This is a genomic window from Streptomyces sp. 8K308, from assembly GCF_004348315.1.
Classification (GTDB): domain Bacteria; phylum Actinomycetota; class Actinomycetes; order Streptomycetales; family Streptomycetaceae; genus Streptomyces.
This window is the reverse complement of the sequence record NZ_SMKC01000009.1, coordinates 38,514-57,071: the sequence shown is the minus strand read 5'-3', so window position 1 is coordinate 57,071 and position 18,558 is coordinate 38,514. Positions and strand designations below refer to the sequence as shown.

Annotated in this window: 19 protein-coding genes and 1 pseudogene; 10 read left to right on the top strand and 10 right to left on the bottom strand. The window is 72.0% G+C overall.

What is annotated here, in order from left to right; genetic code table 11:
* Window positions 1-394 (bottom strand): type II toxin-antitoxin system VapC family toxin (locus E1265_RS03095; protein ID WP_243740497.1); only part of this gene is annotated, 394 nt, incomplete at its 3' end.
* A 35-nt stretch (window positions 395-429) separates the two neighbouring features.
* Complete coding sequence (locus E1265_RS03090) at window positions 430-669, bottom strand: hypothetical protein (protein ID WP_132928631.1); 240 nt, start codon at window positions 667-669, stop codon at window positions 430-432.
* A gap of 235 nt (window positions 670-904) precedes the next feature.
* Here E1265_RS03090 and E1265_RS03085 point away from each other — a divergent pair, with 235 nt between their 5' ends.
* The 3 genes from E1265_RS03085 to E1265_RS03075 all read left to right on the top strand — a co-directional run bounded on the left by E1265_RS03085 (window position 905) and on the right by E1265_RS03075 (window position 4,041).
* The gene (locus tag E1265_RS03085) at window positions 905-1,906 is read left to right on the top strand and encodes a zinc-binding dehydrogenase (RefSeq protein WP_207930932.1); all 1,002 of its coding nucleotides are present in this window, start codon (window positions 905-907) and stop codon (window positions 1,904-1,906) included.
* A gap of 60 nt (window positions 1,907-1,966) precedes the next feature.
* Entirely contained in the window at window positions 1,967-2,539 is a 573-nt protein-coding gene (locus E1265_RS03080; RefSeq protein WP_207930931.1) for a GrpB family protein, read from the top strand.
* Between the two features lie 77 nt (window positions 2,540-2,616).
* Window positions 2,617-4,041: a DUF234 domain-containing protein gene (locus tag E1265_RS03075; RefSeq protein WP_132928629.1), complete on the top strand. Its 1,425-nt coding sequence runs from the start codon at window positions 2,617-2,619 to the stop codon at window positions 4,039-4,041.
* 116 nt (window positions 4,042-4,157) lie between these two features.
* On the opposite strand, the gene pknB is transcribed toward E1265_RS03075, so the two are convergent.
* The 3 genes from pknB to E1265_RS03060 form a co-directional block, all read right to left on the bottom strand.
* Window positions 4,158-6,086 (bottom strand): Stk1 family PASTA domain-containing Ser/Thr kinase, encoded by a 1,929-nt coding sequence (gene pknB, locus E1265_RS03070; protein WP_132928628.1) that lies wholly within the window; start codon window positions 6,084-6,086, stop codon window positions 4,158-4,160.
* Window positions 6,087-6,274: 188 nt separating this feature from the next.
* Window positions 6,275-6,715: a GNAT family N-acetyltransferase gene (locus E1265_RS03065; RefSeq protein WP_132928627.1), complete on the bottom strand. Its 441-nt coding sequence runs from the start codon at window positions 6,713-6,715 to the stop codon at window positions 6,275-6,277.
* Window positions 6,716-6,811: 96 nt separating this feature from the next.
* Window positions 6,812-7,531 carry a PepSY domain-containing protein gene (locus E1265_RS03060; RefSeq protein ID WP_132928626.1) on the bottom strand — a complete coding sequence of 240 codons (720 nt, stop codon included), beginning with the start codon at window positions 7,529-7,531 and terminating at the stop codon, window positions 6,812-6,814.
* Between the two features lie 121 nt (window positions 7,532-7,652).
* Between E1265_RS03060 and E1265_RS03055 the strand changes: the two genes are divergently transcribed.
* Together E1265_RS03055 and E1265_RS03050 are read left to right on the top strand one after the other, a co-directional pair.
* On the top strand, window positions 7,653-8,321 hold the full coding sequence (locus E1265_RS03055; RefSeq protein ID WP_132928625.1) for a response regulator transcription factor: 669 nt from the start codon (window positions 7,653-7,655) through the stop codon (window positions 8,319-8,321).
* Window positions 8,314-9,840 carry a HAMP domain-containing sensor histidine kinase gene (locus tag E1265_RS03050; protein ID WP_132928624.1) on the top strand — a complete coding sequence of 509 codons (1,527 nt, stop codon included), beginning with the start codon at window positions 8,314-8,316 and terminating at the stop codon, window positions 9,838-9,840. The genes E1265_RS03055 and E1265_RS03050 overlap by 8 nt, the downstream gene beginning before the upstream one ends.
* 619 nt (window positions 9,841-10,459) lie before the next feature.
* On the opposite strand, the gene E1265_RS03045 is transcribed toward E1265_RS03050, so the two are convergent.
* Window positions 10,460-10,948, bottom strand: a complete 489-nt coding sequence (locus tag E1265_RS03045) for a MarR family transcriptional regulator (RefSeq protein ID WP_132928623.1) — start codon at window positions 10,946-10,948, stop codon at window positions 10,460-10,462.
* A gap of 70 nt (window positions 10,949-11,018) precedes the next feature.
* On the opposite strand from E1265_RS03045, the gene E1265_RS03040 reads away from it, so the two are divergent.
* Entirely contained in the window at window positions 11,019-11,363 is a 345-nt protein-coding gene (locus E1265_RS03040) for a DUF3817 domain-containing protein (RefSeq protein WP_132928622.1), read from the top strand.
* Here E1265_RS03040 and E1265_RS03035 read toward each other — a convergent pair.
* Window positions 11,353-12,333 carry a DUF1731 domain-containing protein gene (locus E1265_RS03035; RefSeq protein WP_132928621.1) on the bottom strand — a complete coding sequence of 327 codons (981 nt, stop codon included), beginning with the start codon at window positions 12,331-12,333 and terminating at the stop codon, window positions 11,353-11,355. The genes E1265_RS03040 and E1265_RS03035 overlap by 11 nt on opposite strands.
* A 127-nt stretch (window positions 12,334-12,460) precedes the next feature.
* Here E1265_RS03035 and E1265_RS03030 point away from each other — a divergent pair.
* The 4 genes and pseudogenes from E1265_RS03030 to E1265_RS03010 all read left to right on the top strand — a co-directional run.
* Window positions 12,461-12,958: pseudogene (locus E1265_RS03030) on the top strand (MarR family transcriptional regulator); the annotation flags it as partial.
* 138 nt (window positions 12,959-13,096) lie between these two features.
* Window positions 13,097-13,438, top strand: a complete 342-nt coding sequence (locus tag E1265_RS03020; RefSeq protein WP_132928620.1) for a DUF3817 domain-containing protein — start codon at window positions 13,097-13,099, stop codon at window positions 13,436-13,438.
* A 265-nt stretch (window positions 13,439-13,703) separates the two neighbouring features.
* Window positions 13,704-15,404, top strand: coding sequence for a methylmalonyl-CoA mutase family protein (locus tag E1265_RS03015; RefSeq protein WP_132928619.1), 1,701 nt, complete (start codon window positions 13,704-13,706; stop codon window positions 15,402-15,404).
* Window positions 15,405-15,532: 128 nt separating this feature from the next.
* A complete protein-coding gene (locus E1265_RS03010; RefSeq protein WP_132928618.1) occupies window positions 15,533-16,261 on the top strand; it encodes an SGNH/GDSL hydrolase family protein in 729 nt (242 codons plus the stop codon).
* A 481-nt stretch (window positions 16,262-16,742) separates the two neighbouring features.
* Here the strand turns inward: E1265_RS03010 and E1265_RS03005 are convergent, their stop codons facing one another.
* The 3 genes from E1265_RS03005 to E1265_RS36775 are packed head-to-tail and all read right to left on the bottom strand — an operon-like array spanning window position 16,743 to window position 18,159.
* Complete coding sequence (locus E1265_RS03005) at window positions 16,743-17,258, bottom strand: NUDIX hydrolase (protein ID WP_132928617.1); 516 nt, start codon at window positions 17,256-17,258, stop codon at window positions 16,743-16,745.
* On the bottom strand, window positions 17,255-17,893 hold the full coding sequence (locus tag E1265_RS03000) for a hypothetical protein (RefSeq protein WP_132928616.1): 639 nt from the start codon (window positions 17,891-17,893) through the stop codon (window positions 17,255-17,257). The genes E1265_RS03005 and E1265_RS03000 overlap by 4 nt, the downstream gene beginning before the upstream one ends.
* Complete coding sequence (locus tag E1265_RS36775) at window positions 17,890-18,159, bottom strand: hypothetical protein (RefSeq protein WP_165953628.1); 270 nt, start codon at window positions 18,157-18,159, stop codon at window positions 17,890-17,892. The genes E1265_RS03000 and E1265_RS36775 overlap by 4 nt, the downstream gene beginning before the upstream one ends.
* Window positions 18,160-18,558: the final 399 nt, after the last annotated feature.

Genomic DNA, 18,558 nt, shown 5'->3' with positions numbered 1-18,558 from the left:
GCGAAGGGGGACGTGGTGAAGGGGGAGCGGTGATGCGTCGGGTGCGCAGGTTCTGGACCGTGCAGCTGAGCCCCGGGGCGGCGGCGAACCTGGTGTCGATCGTCACGAGCTCGGCGCTCAGCGACTCCGCGAGAGCCACGTAGGCCGCGTCGTAAGGCCACACGTTGTGTCGGAGCTGCCAGGTGTGCGGCAGCAGCGGAGCGTGCGCGAAGCGCCGCAGTCGCATGCGACCGAGCAACTCGAGGACCCGTGTGGCCTCATCCTCGTGGATCTTCTTGTCGCGCACCAGACCGCGGAGGCTCGATGGGCACTCCAGATCGATGGCGTACGGGACGGCGATCCGCTCACCGTCGACCGCCTCACGAACCTTCTCCGCCAAGTGGTCGGAACCCACCAGAAACTCGACCAAGGCGGAGTTGTCCAGGACGATCAGGCCGCGCGGTCCTCGCGCATCTCCGCGATGACTGCCAGGACGTCGTCGGCTGTGACCGTCCCACGAGAGGCGATTTCGCGGGCCTGAGCGGCGGCCTCGTCCGGAGTCAACGTCCCTGCCTCCTCGTCGAGCAACCGCCGAACGTATGCCTGGAGCGACTGCCCTGCGCGCGCGGCGCGCACCTTCAGGGTCGTAAGAGTGTCCTCGGACACGTCACGTACGTGAATCGTTGCCACGCAAGCATATTGGTCCCCATGCTTGCGTGAAGCTGACGGGTAGGCGCGAGAGCCGCCTCGGGCCGTTCTCGGCCTGGCCGTCGGTCAGCGATTCGCCGGGGAGGAGGGTGAACAGCCAGCGGTCGGCGGCCTCGCAGTCGGGTGGACGACGTCACCGCCCCCGCCTACCGCCGGCCGCGCGGGTGTGGAACGGCCCCGTTGTGGGCGCGGGGCGAACCTCATATCGTCATCCGTCATGGATGGGTCCACTCGCCCGATGCGTGCCCTGGTCCTCGACCGTCCCGGCCCGCCCGACACCCTGCGCCGCGCCGAACTGCCGGTTCCCGAGCCTGGTCCTGGCCAGGTGCGGGTGCGGGTCGAGGCGTGCGGCCTCAACCCGGTGGACTACCAGGTCGCCGCGGGTGGGCACCCCGACTGGGGCTGGCCGCACGTCCTCGGCCTTGACGTGGCCGGTACCGTGGACGCCGTGGGCGAGGGCGTGACCGGGGTTGGTCCCGGCGAGCGGGTCGCTCATCATGGCGACCTGCGTCGCCCCGGTGGTTTCGCGGAGTACGCGCTGGCCGACGCGTCGGCCCTGGCCCACGTGCCGGAGGCGCTTGACCCGGTGGTGGCCGCCGCGTTGCCCTGCGCCGGAACCACCGCGTACCAGGCGGTGGTGCGGCGGCTGCGGGTGGGCGCGGAGCACACGGTCCTGGTGACCGGCGGCGCGGGCGGCGTCGGCGGCTACGCCGTGCGACTCGCCGCGCTGGCCGGGGCCCGAGTCATCGCGACGGCGTCGGCGGGCAACGCCGAGCACCTGCGGAAACTGGGGGCTGACGAGGTCATCGACTACCGCACCGAGGACGTCCACGCGCGGGTTCGCGAGCTGTCGGGCGGCCGAGGCGTCGACGCGATCGTCGACACCGTCGGCCCCGACTCCGCCACGGCCGGCCTGTCCCTGCTGGCCCACGGCGGCGGTATCGCGACGGTCGCCGGCCGCCCCGACCTGACGACTCTCCCGCCGTTCGGCATCGCGCCTTCGGTGCATGAGATCGCGCTGGGCGCGGCGTACAGCCACGGCGACGAACGCGCCCGCGCTGACCTGTCGTCGATCCTGACCGAACTCCTCGCGCTGGTCGCCGACGGCCGGCTGGACCCGAGGGTGACCCGCACCCTCGCCCTCGAGGACGTCCCCGACGGCCTGACCGAACTGGCCGGCCGCCACGTGCGGGGCAAGCTGGTGCTGGCCCTCGGCTGACGCGGCCTCGGACTGCCAGAATCGGGCCGCCCGATGGCAGGACAGCTGACGAGGAACACGGTGAGCGTCGTATTGGCGGAGCACGATCCCGGCTGGGCCGAGCAGGCGACACGGGCCAGGGCGGAGCTGAGCGACGCGTTGCCCGACCTCTTCCTCGGTCTCGAACCCGTGGGCAGCACCTCGGTGCCAGGACTGGTGGCCAAGCCGGTGATCGACCTGATGGCGGCGGTGACCGCGCTGAAGGACGTCACGGCCGACCGCGAGGCGGCGCCCGGGGCCTGCCCCTGGTGCCCGTCTGGGAGGAGTGGCGTCACGGCACCATGGCGAGGACGTCAGGCCAGATCGTCGGCCGTTCCCGCAGAACGACCAGGCGACGTGGCCGGTCAGCACCGCCCGCAGGCTTACCACGACCGCACCAGGTCGTCCCGGCCGTGGTCTGCGAGACGCCCGAGCGTGGCCGCCGGCTTGGCGGCTCCCTCGTCTTCCGCCCAGGCCGACAACCGGGCGGTCTGCCGTGGTGGGCAGCTGACGGTGATGTGGGTTTCCAGCGGGCCCTCCGCAGTTGCTTGGACCCTTCCAAGAAAGAACGTGGACGCGGGCTACTGCTCGTCGGGCGCCGTGGCGCGCCGGTGAACAGCAGCTGAGTAGATACTAGCGCTATCGATAGTATTCTCGGGGATAGTATCGTCGCCGCTAGAAATGGAGTCCTCGTGCGGCGCTTTATCGGACGGCAGCGTGAGTTGGGTGTGCTTCGGGATGTCCTCGACGAGGTTCGCTCCGCTAGACAGGGCCAGTGCCTTCTCATTCGGGGGCGGCGGCGTGTAGGCAAGTCAAGCCTCGTGGAGGAGTTCCTTCGGCAGGCCGATGGTGTACCCAGCGTGTTCTACACGGCGGCGGGGCAGCTGGCCGAGGAGGAGTTGGCGGAGCTCGTCGAGGCCGTCAGGGGCTCGACCCTGCCGGACCGGGAACTTTTCGTCGAGGAGGAGCCACGGCAGTGGAGCGCGGCCTTCCGGTTGCTTGCCGATGCCCTGCCCGACGACGCCCCGAGCGTGGTGGTGATGGACGAGGTGCCGTACCTCATGAACCGCGTTGAGGCCTTCGAGGGCATGCTGCAACGAGCGTGGGACCGTCAGCTGAGCCGTAAGCCGGTGCTCCTCCTGCTCATTGGCTCGGACCTGTCCATGATGGAGGCGCTCAACAGCTACGAGCGGCCGTTCCACCAACGGGGAAGTGAGATGGTCGTCGGGCCGCTCAATCCCGCCGACATCGCTGACATGCTCGACCTCACGTCGGCCGAGGCCTTCGACGCGGCCCTGGTCACCGGAGGGCTGCCGCTCATCCTGCGCCAGTGGCGCGCCGGGCAGAACGTGTGGGAGTTCCTCCAGGCATCCCTCGACAACCCGATCTCGGCGTTGACCGTCTCGGCCGAACGGTCGCTGGCGGCGGAGTTCCCGCCTCAGGCGATGGGCAGGGAGGTACTGCGGGCGATCGGTGCCGGCGAGCGGACGTTCACCAACATCGCACGGGCGGCGGGCGGAATCGCCCACACCACCCTCACCAGGGCGACCGAGCTGCTGACGCGTAAGGGCATCGTGGCCGCCGAGCTGCCGGTCTCGCTGCGCCCCTCGAAGGAGCGCCGCTACCGCGTCGCCGACCCCTACCTTCGATTCTGGCTGACGTTCCTTGAACCGCACATGGCGGAGATCGAGCGTATGCGCGGCGACCTGACACTGGCACGGATCAGGGAACGGTGGACGGCTTGGCGCGGCCGGGCGGTCGAACCGTTGATCCGTGAGTCCCTGGCCCGGCTGCTGCCGGACGGCGACCTCCCCGCGGTCCCCGTGATCGGCGGCTACTGGACCCGGGGCAACGAGGTCGAGATCGACCTGGTGGGCGCGGACCGGCAGCCGGTCGCCAAGCGGCTGCTGTTCCTCGGCTCGATCAAGTGGCTGGAGCAGTCGCCGTTCGACGCGCACGACCTGGCCGCGCTTCACAAGCACCGTGCGGCGGTCACGGAGGATCCGGTACCGATGGTCGGGGTTTCCCGCAATGGTGTGAAGTGCGCGGGGTTGACCGCTGCCTATGGACCGGACGAACTCATCGCCGCATGGCGCCACCCGGCGGTGCGTCGGTAGCCCGAAGGCGTAAGGGCGGGGACGCGGCCGCTGTTCGACGTGCGAGCCGCTCGGTCCGGAAGGCACCAGCGGCGACGGGCAGGTGGGCGGGAGGCTCCCGGCCCCAGGGTGAGCTGTCAGCCCGGAACGGCCACGACCAGCGTCATGTCGTCGCCGGAGCGCCGTTGTTCGATGACGGTGCCCTGCTCGAAGCCGTTGTCGGGCCGATCCTCGCGGGACACGGTGAAGCCCTGGGCCTCCAGCGACGCACGCGCCTCGTCGAACTGCTGACCGAGGACGTTCGGGGTCTCCTCGGGGGTGCGCGGCCCGTCCTGGCCGGTGTCCTGCCCGTTGCCGGCGGCGGTGGCGATGACGATCTGGACGGGCGTGCCGGGCGTGGTCTGGGCGCCGCCCGCGGGGGACTGGCGGAGGACGGTGCCGGGCGTGACCGACGGGTTGACCTCCTCCGACTGGACCGGCTGAAGACCGGCGTTCACCAGCAGCGCGAACGCCGACTCGAGCGGCTGGCCGACGACGTCCGGCACGGTCACGGCAGCCGGCTCGTCGTCCTGTCCCGGCTCCTCGGTGGCGGTCGGGGTCGCGGCGACGGTGAGGGTGACGGTCTCCCCGGGCGGGGCCTCCTCGCCGGACTCCGGGTCCTGACTCAGCACGGTGCCCGGCTCGGCGTCCGCCGTCTCCTCGGTCTCCTGGGCGACCCGGAAGCCGGAGTCCTGGAGCTCGGCGAGCGCCTCCTCGAACGGGTCGCCGACCACGTTCGGGACCGGCACCGGCTGGGGTCCCGATGACATCAGCAGGGTGACGGTCTCGCCCCGCTCGATCTCCTCGCCGGTCGGCGGGGCGGTCTCGCAGACCGTGTCCTCCTCCTGGGCGCACGGCCGCTGGCCCGCCTCGGCGACCACCAGGCCCTCGGCGGCGGCGCGCTCGCGGGCCTGCGCGACCGTCAGGCCGGCCAGGTCGGGCACGGCCACCAGCGTAGCGCCCTCGGCCCCGCCGTCGCCCGCGAACAGCGGGCGCCCGATCGCGACCGCGCCGATCAGGACGAGGACCGCGCCGACGGCCAGCAGGATCTTCGGCGCGGCGGACGAACGGCGCTGCGGCCGCCGCGCCGCGCGCCGGCCGCCGTCGGAGGCGCCGGCCGCCGGCACCGGCATGGTGGTGGTCGCCGGCTCGGGGGCGGGCGCCGGGGAGAACACGGCCATCGCGGACCGGCCGTCGAGCACCGCCTCGATGTCGGCGCGCATCTCGGCGGCGCTCTGGTAACGCTGCTCGCGGTCCTTGGCCAGGGCACGGAGGACGACCGCGTCGACGCCCGGGGATATCCCCTGCGCCAGCAGGCTCGGCGGCGTCGGCTCCTCGCTGACGTGCTGGTACGCGACCGCCACCGGAGTGTCGCCGACGAACGGAGGCCGGCCGGTGAGGAGTTCGTAGAGCATGCAGCCGGTCGAGTAGAGGTCGGAGCGCGCGTCGACCTTCTCGCCCCTGGCCTGCTCGGGCGACATGTAGTGCGCGGTGCCGATGACGGCCGAGGTCTGCGTCATGGTCATGCCGGAGTCGCCGGAGGCGCGGGCGATGCCGAAGTCCATCACCTTCACCTGGCCGGTGCGGGTGAGCATGACATTGGCCGGTTTGATGTCCCGGTGGACGATCCCGGCGGCGTGCGAGTACTCCAGCGCCTGGAGCACGCCCGCATGGATCTCGAGAACCCGCTCGGGCAGCAGCTCTCGGCCGGCGATCAGCAGGTCGCGCAGCGTCGAGCCCTCGACGTACTCCATCACGATGTACGGCATGGGGACGCCGTGGACGTGGTCCTCGCCGGTGTCGTAGACGGCGGTGATCGCGGGGTGGTTGAGCGAGGCGGCGGACTGCGCCTCGCGCCGAAATCGGGCCTGGAAGACGGGGTCGCGGGCGAGGTCGCCGAGCAGCGTCTTGACGGCGACCGTGCGGCCGAGACGGCTGTCGTAGGCCAGGTAGACCTCGGCCATGCCGCCCCGGCCGAGCACCTGCTGTAGCTCGTAGCGGTCGGCGAAGCGCGGCGGCGCGTCCATGTCGTGTGCTCTCCCCGTGGCAGGCGAAGTCCCGTGAGCCTAGCGGGAATTGCTCCCGGTTGTCCGCGAGTCCAGCGGCGACCGCCGAGAACCGGGCACGGGCGGCGGCCAGCGGCGCGTTCCGCCCGAGGAGAGCGACCTCGTCGGTGGCCGGGCCACCGTCATGGGGTTCGCGCCTGGCCGTCGCCTCAGCCGGTCAGCGACTTGGCGTAGCAGAACGTGCCGGGCCGGTCCGCGTACGTGCCGTACGGCTCGGTGCGCTGATAGCCGGAGGACTCGTAGAGGGCGATGGCCGCCGGCTGGAGGTGGCCGGTGACCAGGCGGAGCCGGTCGTAGCCGAGGTCGGCGGCCCGCAGTTCGATCTCCTTGAGGAGGGCGCGGGCGACGCCCTGGCCGCGCGCGGCGGGCGCGACGTACATCCGCTTGACCTCGCCGGTGCCGGCGACCTCCGTGGTCTGGACGGCGACGCAGCCGACCGTCTCGTCGTCCACGACCGCGACCAGGTAGTGGGCGCCGGGGCCGACGCCGGAGCGGCCCTCGAGGCCGTAGCGGGCGACCAGCTCGGCGAAGGCCGCGTCGAGCAGCCGGATCAGGGCGAGGTCCTCGGCGGCGCGCTCCTCTATAAACATGCCGAGGATTGTATAGGTATAAGGGGGTGCGGGCCAGAGAGGTAGGACTCCCCGGCCCGTGCCAGGCGGTCACCGCGCCCCCGTCAGGCGGGCGGCTCAGTCGTCGTCGTCGCCGCCGTTGTCGTCGTCACCGTCGTTCTGGTCGTCGTCCTGCTCCTGGGCGGTGATGTCGCCCGAGGCCGGGTCGATCGAGAACTCGTGCTCGGTGCCGTCAGCCGCGCGCAGCTCGATGTCCCAGCGGCCGTCGTCGAGGCTCACGCTCTCGACCGTGCCGTCGCCTGACACCCGGTCAAGCGCGATCGAGACGGCCTGGGCCACGTCCACCCGGGCGTCGCCGGCGGTCCGCGCGTCGTCCCGATCGTCGTCGTCGCCGTCGTCGTCCAGGTCCTCGTCGAGGCGGCTGTCGACGACCTCGGCGCCGTCCTCGCTCACCCGCACCTGGTACCACTGACCGTCGTCGCCGAAGATCTCGACGTCCCAGGTGCCGGCGTGGCGGCCGTCGTCCTCGTGGTCGACCTCGGTGACCACGCCGGCCCGCTCGGCGAGCGCGGTGGCCGCCGCCTGCTGGGCCGCAGAGCCGGCACCGCCCTCGGAGCGGTCGTCGGAGTTGTCGTCCCGGTCGTCGGAGCCGTCGTCCTGGGCCCCGGCCTCGGAGACCGTCAGGTCGTTCGACGCCGACACGAACTGGCCGCCGCCCGAGCCGGACGCGCTGTCCGAGGAGTCGGACGAACCGCCGCCGAGGGCGGCGGCCGAGAGGACGCCACCGCCGATCACGGCTGCGGCGGCGACGGCGGCGATGGTGACGTTGCGCTTCACTTCGGGTTCCTCCCCGGTACGGCTCGTGCTGCGAACGAGGACGACGATCCCCGAACCTTGCTGAAGGGGAGCTGAAGCCACCTGAAGAACTCTTCAGGAACCATTTGCCAAGCTTGGGCCCATGCGCCTGCTGATCGTGGAGGACGAACGACGCCTCGCCCGCTCCCTCGCCCAGGGGCTGACGGCCGAGGGCTTCGCCGTTGACGTGGTGCACACCGGCACCGACGGCCTGCACCAGGCCACCGAGAACACCTACGACCTGATCATCCTCGACATCATGCTGCCCGGCCTCAACGGCTACCGGGTGTGCGCCGCGCTGCGCGCCGCCGGCGACGAGACGCCGATCCTCATGCTCACCGCCAAGGACGGCGAGTACGACGAGGCCGAGGGCCTGGACACCGGCGCCGACGACTACCTCACCAAGCCCTTCTCCTACGTGGTGCTGGTCGCCAGGGTCCGCGCGCTGCTGCGCCGCAGGGGCGGCCGGGGCGCCGCCCCCGAACTGCGGGTCGGCGACCTCACCGTGGACCGCGCCACCCGCCGCGTCACCAGGGGCGACACCGAGGTCAACCTCACCGCCAAGGAGTTCGCCGTGCTCGAACACCTGGCCAGCAGGGCCGGGGAGGTCGTCTCCAAGGCCGAGATCCTGGAGCACGGCTGGGACCTCGCCTACGACGGCGACCCCAACATCGTCGAGGTCTACATCAGCGCGCTGCGTCGCAAGCTGGGCCCCGGTCTGATCTTCACGGTGCGCGGCGCCGGCTACCGACTGGTCGCGGCCCATGGCTAGCGTCCGCGCCAGAGCCACGCTGGGCGCCACGGCCGTGGTGGCCGTGGCGCTGGTCGTCGCCGGACTGCTCCTGCTCAACGCGCTGCGCGCCAACATCACCCAGCAGATCGACCTCGAGGCCGAGGTGGCGGCGCGCGGCGTGGCCACCGAGCTGGCCACCGGCACCGCCTTCGGCGACCTCGACCTCGACGCGAACACCCCCGTCCAGGTGGTGGACGAGGACGGCGTGGTCCGCGCGGTGAGCGAGGACCTGCAGGCCATCAGCGGCACCGGGAACGACCAGGTGACGCCCGTCCCGGCCAACCAGCGCCCCGACCTCGGCGACGACGATGACGAGGGCGATGACGAGGGCGGTGACGAGGGCGGTGACGAGGGCGGTGACGAGAGCGGTGACCAGGGCGGTGACGACGACGGCGACGACGATGACGTGGGCGAGAACCCGGGGCCCGGCGAGGTGTCCGAGATCCCGGGCTTCGGCAACGGCACGGCCGTCGTCGACGGCGACCGGAACGACTACCGCTTCGCCCACTTCGAGGTGGAGACGCCCCAGGGGACGCAGGCCGACGTCTACGCCGGCGCGCCGCTCGACGTCGAGCAGGCGGCCATCTCCAGCGCCCGGACCGCCATGTTCGTCGGCTTCCCACCGCTGCTCGCCCTGGTGGCCGTCGTCACCTGGCTGGTCACCAGGCGGGCGCTCGGCCCCGTGGAGGGGATCCGCCGCGAGATGGCGGCGATCACCCACTCCGAGGACCTGTCACGCCGCGTGCCGGAGCCGGCCAGCAGGGACGAGATCGGGCGGCTCGCCAGGACCACCAACGAGACGCTGGCCGCGCTCGAGTCCTCCGTCGAACGGCAGCGCCGCTTCGTCGCCGACGCCTCGCACGAGTTGCGCAGCCCGATCGCCTCGCTGCGCACCCAGCTCGAGGTGGGCGAGGCACACCCCGAACTGCTCGACGTGCCGGGCGCGGTGCAGGACACCATCCGGCTCCAGGGACTCGCCGCCGACCTGCTGCTGCTGGCCAGGCTCGACGCGGGCGAGCGACCGCTGGCCGGCGCGGTCCGGCTCGACCGGCTGGTCGCCGACGAACTCGCGCAGCGCGCCGGCGACCGCCTACCGGTCGCCTCCGGCGAGGTGGCGGAGGCCACGGTCACCGGCTCGCGCAGCCAGTTGGGGAGGGTGCTCGGCAACCTGCTGGACAACGCGCAACGGCACGCGGCCGGACGAGTCCGGGTGGGGCTGCGCCGCGAGGCCGACCAGGCGGTCCTGGAGGTGGCGGACGACGGCGCCGGGGTGCCGGCCGAGGACCGGGAGCGGATCTTCGAACGCTTCGTCCGGCTCGACGACGCCCGCAGCCGCGACGACGGCGGCGCGGGCCTTGGCCTGGCCATCGCCCGCGACGTGGCCGCCCGCCACGGCGGCACCCTGACCGTGACCGACGCCCCCGAGGGCGGCGCGCTCTTCACCCTCCGCATACCGACCCGCACCCCCACGGACGACCAACCACCGCCGCCGCCGTGACAACGCCCTCCACCAGCGCCACGCGGCTCCGCCGCGTTGCCCCCTCAGCCGTGGCGCCATACGAGCGTCCAGCCGCGACTCGCCGCGCGCCAGCGCGCTGCGGCTCCGCCGCGCGGGCGAGTCGGTGCGCCGTCGCGTTGAGGGTGAATGGTGCCGGCACGTGTCGCGCCGGCCGTCGCGGCCGTCTGGTAGGCGCCGGTGCCTGCGGATTCGCACCCACGAACGTCCAGTCGCGCCGGCGCCACGCGGCTTCGCCGCGAGGCCACGGGGGCGTTCGTATTCCCAGGGCGCCCTGCGGCTCCGCCGCGCGGGCGAGTAGTGGCGCGCCGCCGCTCAGCCGGGGCGCCTGGCATGCCGGTGTCTGCGCGTTCGCGCCACGAACGTCCAGTCGTGGCTCTTCGGGCGAGCGTCTGCCGGCCTCGTCGCGCGGCCTCCCGACGCGAGGCCGCGGGGGGCGTCCGTGTCGCCTGGCGCTCTGCGGGCGGTGCCACGGCAGCGCGCCGGGCCCGTCGGCCACGGCGTGGCCGGACCACTCGCGGCGTCCAACCCCACCAGGCCGTCGCGCTAGCGACCCCGTGCCTGGCCGAACCCGCCAGGCTGTCGCGCTAGCGACCCGGCGCTAGCGACCCCGTTCCTCGTGCAGGTGCTCGGCGACCGGGGTCAGGGCGCGGCGTAGGGCCGCCAGGTCGTCGTCGGACAGCAGGTCGAGGAAGTGCCGGCGGACGGACTCCACGTGGTGGGGGGCCACGTCGCGCATCGTCTCCCAGCCCTCATCGGTGAGGACCGCGAAGAGGCCGCGCTTGTCGGAGTCGCAGTGCTCGCGCCGCACCAGGCCGGCCCGCTCCATCCGCGTGATCTGGTGGGAGAGCCGGCTCTTGGACTGGAGGGTGGCGGCCGCCAGGTCGCTCATCCGCATCCGGCGCTCCTCCGACTCCGAGAGGTTCACGAGGATCTCGTAGTCGTTCATGGTCAGCCCGAACGGCTGGAGGTCACGCTCGAGCCGGTGCGTCAGCAGCTTGGTGACGTCCAGGTGGGTGCGCCAGGCGCGCTGCTCCGCCTCGCTCAGCCAGCGGGTCTCGGCGGGCGCGGTGGCGGTCTCGGTGTCCATGAAACCGACTCTAACCAACGGGCCACCCCACCCCCGAGGGGTCGGCGGCGCCCCTGAGAGAATGGTCGGCATGGACCTCAAGACCGCTAGCTCCCTGCGCCGGCTCCGGCTGGTGTCCGCCCCCGAGGCGGTCTCCTTCCTGGTGCTCCTGGTGGGCTCCGTGCTCAGGCGCACGACGGACATCGACATCGTCCCCGTCATGGGCATGATCCACGGCCTGCTCTTCGTCGGCTACGTGCTGTTCTGGCTGGACGCCTGGAACCGCACCAAGTGGTCGCTGAAGACCGCCGCCTGGTACTTCCTGATGTCCGTCCTGCCCACCGGCGGCTTCTTCGCCGAGCGTCGACTGCGCCGGGCCCAGGACGACGCCGTGATCGCCGCCCGCGCCCGCCGCGAGGGCGTCGTCAACGCCTGACGCGCGCCGGCCGCGCCGGCACCCGGCCGCGCGCGGCCCGCACCCGCCGCACGAGGTCGTCGGCCGCCGCCGGCCACCGCGGGTGCTCGAAGGCGAAGCCCGCCTCGAGCAGCCGACCCGGCACGACGCGGCGGCTCTTCAGCAGGAGCTCGGTGTCCGAGCGGACCGCGAAGGCGCCGAGCCCCGCCATCCACCGCGTCGCCGGCAGGCCGACCGGCACGCCCCAGGCGGCGCGGAGCGCGCGCATGAAAGCGCGCTGCGGCAGCGGCCCGGGGGACGCCAGGTTCACGGGACCGGCGAGGTCGTCCCGCTCCGCGAGGAACTCGACCGCGCGGACGAAGTCGCGGTCGTGGATCCAGGACACGTACTGGTCCCCGCCGGCGACCGGGCCGCCGAGGCCGAGCCGGGCCAGCCACAGCAGCCAGTCGAAGACGCCGCCGCGGTCCGGGCTCATCACCATCGCCGAGCGCAGGGCGACCTTGCGGGTGTGCGGGGTGTCGGCCAGTTCCTGCTCCCGCTCCCAGTTCCTCGCGATCTCGACGCTGTACGCCCAGTAGCCGGGGACACCCGGCTCCGAGCCGCCGATCAGGCCCGTGGCCTCGTCGTTGGGAGCGTCGAACCGGTGGGCGTAGACGGTGGCGGTGCTCATCTGCAGCCACAGCGCGGGCGGCCGGGCGGCGGCCTCGATCGCCCGGCCCACGACCCGGGCCGAGCGCACCCGCGACTCCATCATGGCCAGCAGGTTGGCCGTGGTGTACCGGCAGCTGACGCTGCGCCCCGCGAGGCAGACCACGACATCGCTGCCGTCGACGGCCTCGGCCCACGGGCCGAGCGTCCTGCCGTCCCAGTGGATCTCGCGCTCGCGCCTCGGCGTCCTGGTCAGCACCACGACCTCGTGCCCGGCGTCGGTCAGCGCGCGGTTCAGGATGTTCCCCACCTGCCCGGTGCCCCCGGGCAACACGACTCGCATCAGACCCCCACCTTCCGGTCGTCCGGTACCACGAGTCTAGGAGCGCCGTGCGGAGCCGCCGGCGGCGGCCCCGGGCAAAGGCGCGGAACCCGACGGCGGGACCTAACCAGCGGGTAGGGTCGCTGGCGTGTCGAAACCGCTCAGTCTTCCCTTCGACCCGATCGCCCGCGCCGACGAACTGTGGCGGCAGCGCTGGGGGGCCGTGCCGGCGATGTCCGCGATCACCTCGATCATGCGGGCACACCAGATCCTGCTGGCCGAGGTGGACGCCGTGGTCAAGCCGTACGGCCTGACCTTCGCGCGTTACGAGGCGCTCGTGCTGCTGACGTTCAGCAAAAAGGGTGAACTGCCCATGTCCAAGATCGGCGAGCGGCTGATGGTGCACCCCACCTCCGTCACCAACACCGTCGACCGCCTCGTCAGGTCGGGCCTCGTCACCAAACGACCCAACCCCAATGACGGCCGCGGCACGCTGGCCTCCATCACCGACGAGGGCCGGGCCGTCTGCGACGCCGCCACCCGGGACCTGATGGCCATGGACTTCGGCCTCGGCGTCTACGACGGCGAGGAGTGCCGGGAGATCTTCGCGCTGCTGCGCCCGCTGCGGGTGGCCGCCCAGGACTTCGCCGACCCAGACCAGGACCCAGACCAGGACCCAGACCAGGACACCGGCCCGGATCGCGCTTCGGATCGCGCCTCGGACCGCGACCCGAAGCCGGACCCCCGGGAAGATCGCCCCGAATGACCCGTTAGGCTCGGGGTCATGAAGCGGAGTGTGCTCACCCGGTACCGGACCATGGCGTATGTCACCGCGGTGATGCTGCTGGTCCTGTCCACCTGCATGGTCTTCAAGTACGGCTTCGACACCGGGGAGGACGTCACCCTGGTGGTGTCCCAGGTGCACGGCCTGCTCTACATCGTCTACCTGATCTTCGCCTTCGACCTCGGGCAGAAGGCGCGCTGGCCGTTCGGCAAGCTCCTGTGGGTCCTGCTCTCCGGGACGATCCCGTTCGCCGCGTTCTTCGTCGAGCGGCGGATCTCGGCCGAGACGGAGCGCCTGCTCGCCGCCGAGGACGCCGACCAGGCCGAACCGGTCAAGGCCTGACGGGCCCCACGTCCCCCCACCGGCCCCCGGCACGCCTGTCTTCTGGGTCTTCGCGGGCTCGCGACGAGCCCCCAGCCTGGCGGCTGGGAGGTCCCCCCAGGCATCTCGGCTGGCTGCGTTGCCGAATCGCGCGAGTACGGCCGAGTACGAGCTGCGATCCGGCGCCTTGCCAGCCGGGCGCCATCCGCCGCTCGCTGATCCACGAAGATCCAGAAGACAGGCTCTGTGTTCGACATGTGCTTGGACGTCCAAGTAAATTGGTTCCATGGACGCTGACGCCATCGCGGCGGGTCGCGCACGCTGGCAGGCCCGCTTTGACGCGTCCCGGATCCGGGACGCCGACTTCACCACGCTCTCCGGGGACACCGTTGAGCCCGTCTACGGTCCTCGGCCCGGCGACACCTACCAGGGCTTCGAGCGCATCGGCTGGCCCGGCGAGTTCCCCTTCACGCGCGGTCTGTACGCCTCCGGCTACCGGGGCCGCGCGTGGACCATCCGCCAGTTCGCCGGCTTCGGCAACGCGGCGCAGACGAACGAGCGCTACCGCACCATCCTGGCCAACGGCGGCGGCGGGCTCTCCGTCGCCTTCGACATGCCCACCCTGATGGGCCGGGACTCCGACGACCCCCGCTCGCTCGGCGAGGTCGGCCACTGCGGCGTCGCCATCGACTCGGCCGCCGACATGGACATACTCTTCGGCGGCATCCCGCTGGGCGAGGTCACCACCTCCATGACGATCAGCGGCCCGGCCGTCCCCCTCTTCTGCATGTACCTGGTCGCCGCCGAGCGCCAGGGCGTGGACCCGTCAGTGCTCAACGGCACCCTCCAGACCGACATCTTCAAGGAGTACATCGCCCAGAAGGAGTGGCTCTTCGAGCCCGAGCCCCACCTGCGGCTCATCGGCGACCTCATGGAGTACTGCGTCCAGCACATCCCGGCCTACAAGCCGCTCTCCGTCTCCGGCTACCACATCCGCGAGGCCGGATCCACGGCCGCCCAGGAGCTCGCCTTCACCCTCGCCGACGGCTTCGGCTACGTCGAACTCGGCCTCTCCCGAGGCCTGGACGTCAACACCTTCGCGCCCGGGCTCTCGTTCTTCTTCGACGCGCACCTCGACTTCTTCGAGGAGATCGCCAAGTTCCGCGCGGCACGCCGGATCTGGGCCCGCTGGATGCGCGACGTCTACGGCGCCACCAGCGAGCGCGCCCAGTGGCTGCGCTTCCACACCCAGACCGCCGGCGTCTCGCTCACCGCGCAGCAGCCCTACAACAACGTGGTGCGCACCGCCGTCGAGGCCCTCTCCGCCATCCTCGGCGGCACCAACTCGCTGCACACCAACGCGCTGGACGAGACCCTGGCCCTGCCGAGCGAGCAGGCCGCCGAGATCGCGCTGCGCACCCAGCAGGTGCTGATGGAGGAGACCGGCGTCGCCAACGTCGCCGACCCGCTCGGCGGCGCCTGGTACGTCGAGCAGCTGACCGACCGGATCGAGGCCGACGCCGAGAAGATCTTCGAGCGGATCAGGGAGCTCGGCGCCCGCGCCGTGCCCGACGGCCGGCACCCGATCGGGCCCATCACCTCGGGGCTGCTGCGCGGCATCGAGGAGGGCTGGTTCACGGGCCTCACCGCCGAGGCCGCCTTCCGCTATCAACAGGCCCTGGAGAAGGGTGAGAAGAAGGTCGTCGGCGTCAACTGCCACACCGGCTCCGTCACCGGCGACCTGGAGATCCTGCGGGTCAGCCACGAGGTGGAGCGCGAACAGGTCCGCGTCCTCGCCGCACGCCGCGCCGCCCGCGACGACGCCGCCGTGCGCGCCGGCCTCGCGGCGTTGGTGGACGCGGCCAGGAGCGACCGCAACATGATCGAGCCCATGCTGGCCGCCGTCCGCGCGGAGGCCACCCTGGGCGAGATCTGCGACGCGCTGCGCGCGGAGTGGGGCGTCTACGTGGAGCCGGCCGGCTTCTGACGGTTTCCGACGCGGTTTCCGCTTCGGTTTCCGACGAGCCCGCGCGCGAGATATTGCGCGCGGGTTTCGGCGGCCCCATTCTGGGAGCGCTCCCAAGCCGCCGCCGTCCCCACGAAGGGAACCCCCACATGGCAAGCAGGAGGCAGTTACTCGCCGGCGCGTTCGCCCTGGCCGTCGCCCCCACCGCGATCGGCGCCACCACCGCCCACGCCGCCGCCCAGCCGGCGGCCGCCGCCGGAGTCCGGGTCATGCCGCTCGGCGACTCGATCACCGACGGCTTCAACGTGCCCGGCGGCTACCGCATCGGCCTGTGGGACAGGCTGGTGGCCGGCGGCACCACCGTGGACTTCGTCGGCTCGATGTCCAACGGCCCGAGCAGCCTCGGCGACCGCGACCACGAGGGCCACTCCGGCTGGACGATCGCCCAGATCGACGCCAACGTCTCGCGCTGGCTCAGCACCTACTCGCCCCAGACGATCCTGCTGCACATCGGCACCAACGACATCTACGGCCCCGACCCGGCCGGCGCGCCCAACCGGCTCGCCACCCTCGTCAACCGCATCACCACCCAGCTCCCGCAGTCCTGGCTCTTCCTGGCCACCATCACCCCGCTCCCCGCCTTCGACCCGGCCGTCCGCTCCTTCAACGCGACCATCCCCGGCATCGTCCGGAACCAGGTCAACGCGGGCCGCAGGGTCCGCCTCGTCGACATGTACGCCGCGTTGACCAACGCCGACATCGCCGACGGCGTCCACCCCAACGCCACCGGCTACAACAAGATGGCCGCCGCCTGGTACAACGCCCTCCGCTCCGTCCCCGGCAGCACCGGCACGACCGCGGCGGCGCGCACGGCGTAGCGCCAAGCGGGTCACCAGCGTTGGCGCCCCGAGTCGAGACGCGGGCCTCGTCCGCCGACCGCCCAGGGGGAGCGAGTCGCGTCGCCTCTGCCGCGGCGCGCGGTGCCCGCGTCCGGTACGGGTGTGGAGTGCGACGTTCGGCCCGCGAAACCGCCAGGAAAAGGGGCCCTACGTCGCACTGTCGGACACACGTCGCCAACCCCGCCCCTCTACGCCCGGGCCACGCGGCGCGGGTCGTCCGGTTGCTCGTGGCGGGGTTGGAAGGTCGACACATCGTCGGTGAGCGGGTGACCGGGGAACGTGACGCTGGCCAGGAGCACGCTGACTCCACACGGCGTTGCCTCGTAGTGTCCTGCGGAGTGGTCCATGGTGAACCGCGCCGGCTCCGACAAGATGGCCGCCGCCTGGTACGACGCACTGCGGTCCGTGCCCGGCGGCACCGGCACGACCGCGGCGGCGCGCGCGGCGTAGCGCCAGCGGGTCACCAGGGTTGGCGCCCCGACTCGAGGTAGCGGGCCTCTTTCGCCCGCAAGGCTTCGAGTGCCTGGGCCACCCGGCGCCGGATGCGGGGGCGTAGCGCCGCTATCGCTTCCTCTGGAGGAAAGAACGCGCAGGCGGACAACTCCTCATCGTGGGGAGCGAGGCCTGCCGCCTCCTCGGGGGCCAGCTCCCCGCCGTCGAAGATCAGCACGAGCTGGTCGTCCCACGGTCCGTGCGCCGGGTCCCAGTCCACGGTCAGGATGCCCCTGAGTCGCGGCCGGATGCCCAGTTCTTCCCACAACTCGCGTCTGGCACCGTCGAGTGGCGACTCGTTCGCCTCGACCATGCCGCCGGGGAGGTCCCAGCCCTCCTTGTAGGTGGGATTGACGAGGAGCACCCTGCCTGTGACGTCACGCAGGATCACATCAGCCGCGACGCGCTTGCGGGCCTGCTTGGCGTTGCCCTCGGCGAGGTAGGCGTCCCATGCGCCGGTTCCTGGCTGCGGGGAAGTCGTCATGAGGAGGGCCCTCCGGGATCGGACGACGGGATTCCGGCCAGCAGCAGACTCCTCTGACGCTTGACCTCACCAAGCGCGTCGAGGAGCCGAGCCACCCGCCGTTCCGATGCGAAAGGTCGCAAGGTCCCCGCCAGCTCGTCGAGCTGCTGGGTGATCCGCAGCGAGCCCAACACGCGACAGGAGTCGAGGAGCTGGTCGCCGACCTCGCACGCCGACTCCAGCTCACCCATCTCCGCGTGGATGACCGCCTGCGAAATCTGACCGAACACCCGGCTGCGCGCCCGGTCTCCGCCGCGGAGCCGCACGGCCCGTTCGGCCTGCTCGGCAGCCGCGGGATGTCGTCCGAGATCGCGCAGGCACAGAGTCGCCTCGCTGGCGAGAGAGGCCTCATCGAAGTGGCTGATCCAGACGGACGGGGGCTCCTCGGCGTCCTGGCTCAGGGACTTCTCCGCCGCTTCGATGGCCCGACCGGCGGCGGCCTCCTCACCGGCCCGCGCCAGAGCTCGCGCTTCCATCGCGTGCAGCCGCGCGATGAGCGTGGGAACGAACGCCCCGGCGGCGGTCTCGCTCCGTCCGGCTCGCGCAAGCCTCGCGGCCTGTCCCGGCTGGCCCAGTTGCAACGCGAGATGGCTCATGCTGGCCAGGATATGAGCGGTGAGCGCGCTGTCCGATCCGGCTCGGGCAAGCGGCAGGGCATGCTCGAAATGTCGCTGAGCCCGGTCGTCCCGCCCGGGTCATGTGCCATCCAGCCAGCCATCTCGGTGAGGGCCGCTGCCGCGAGGAAAGTCTCGTTCATGCCGGGCACGGCCCGCGAGCCGAAAATCTTCGGCCCCATGGTCGCGGCGAGGTAGTGGGTCACTGCGTTATAGAGATGGCCGCTGCCAAGCTGGCGGTCCGCCATGCGAAAGAGTCCATCGCGGCCCGGTCGACGTGCGGATCCTCGGGCGGCAGTCCTGGCGCCGCGATCCACCCTGCGTTGGCAATGCCGACATCCTCGTGGGTCGCCGTGTCAGGCTCACCGCGTGCCCGTGTGGCCGCTTGCTCCAAGACCCCCAGTGGTACGTCGAGTGCCCGCGCAAGGAACGGCAGCCAGGAATCCGGAATGCGTTCGCCACGCTCCCAGCGGGAGATCTCGTTGCGGGTCAGGATGGAACTCCGGACAGCGCGCACAGCCGTTCGGCGAGCTGTCGTTGACTTCTTCTGCTCGCTCGACGGAGCTGCGCGAGGTACGCACCGAATTCCTGGCGTCGGGTCCCCATCCGGCCCCCTCTGCCGTATCAGCCCTGGCCTCTCCCTGGCC

Coding starts and splice junctions, on each gene's coding strand:
- E1265_RS03085 (WP_207930932.1), top strand. CDS start 905: ATGGATGGGTCCACTCGCCCGATGCGTGCCCTGGTCCTCGACCGTCCC.
- pknB (WP_132928628.1), bottom strand. CDS start 6,086: ATGGACGCGCCGCCGCGCTTCGCCGACCGCTACGAGCTACAGCAGGTG.
- E1265_RS03065 (WP_132928627.1), bottom strand. CDS start 6,715: ATGTTTATAGAGGAGCGCGCCGCCGAGGACCTCGCCCTGATCCGGCTG.
- E1265_RS03055 (WP_132928625.1), top strand. CDS start 7,653: ATGCGCCTGCTGATCGTGGAGGACGAACGACGCCTCGCCCGCTCCCTC.
- E1265_RS03050 (WP_132928624.1), top strand. CDS start 8,314: ATGGCTAGCGTCCGCGCCAGAGCCACGCTGGGCGCCACGGCCGTGGTG.
- E1265_RS03045 (WP_132928623.1), bottom strand. CDS start 10,948: ATGGACACCGAGACCGCCACCGCGCCCGCCGAGACCCGCTGGCTGAGC.
- E1265_RS03040 (WP_132928622.1), top strand. CDS start 11,019: ATGGACCTCAAGACCGCTAGCTCCCTGCGCCGGCTCCGGCTGGTGTCC.
- E1265_RS03035 (WP_132928621.1), bottom strand. CDS start 12,333: ATGCGAGTCGTGTTGCCCGGGGGCACCGGGCAGGTGGGGAACATCCTG.
- E1265_RS03020 (WP_132928620.1), top strand. CDS start 13,097: ATGAAGCGGAGTGTGCTCACCCGGTACCGGACCATGGCGTATGTCACC.
- E1265_RS03015 (WP_132928619.1), top strand. CDS start 13,704: ATGGACGCTGACGCCATCGCGGCGGGTCGCGCACGCTGGCAGGCCCGC.
- E1265_RS03010 (WP_132928618.1), top strand. CDS start 15,533: ATGGCAAGCAGGAGGCAGTTACTCGCCGGCGCGTTCGCCCTGGCCGTC.
- E1265_RS03005 (WP_132928617.1), bottom strand. CDS start 17,258: ATGACGACTTCCCCGCAGCCAGGAACCGGCGCATGGGACGCCTACCTC.
- E1265_RS03000 (WP_132928616.1), bottom strand. CDS start 17,893: ATGAGCCATCTCGCGTTGCAACTGGGCCAGCCGGGACAGGCCGCGAGG.
- E1265_RS36775 (WP_165953628.1), bottom strand. CDS start 18,159: ATGGCGGACCGCCAGCTTGGCAGCGGCCATCTCTATAACGCAGTGACC.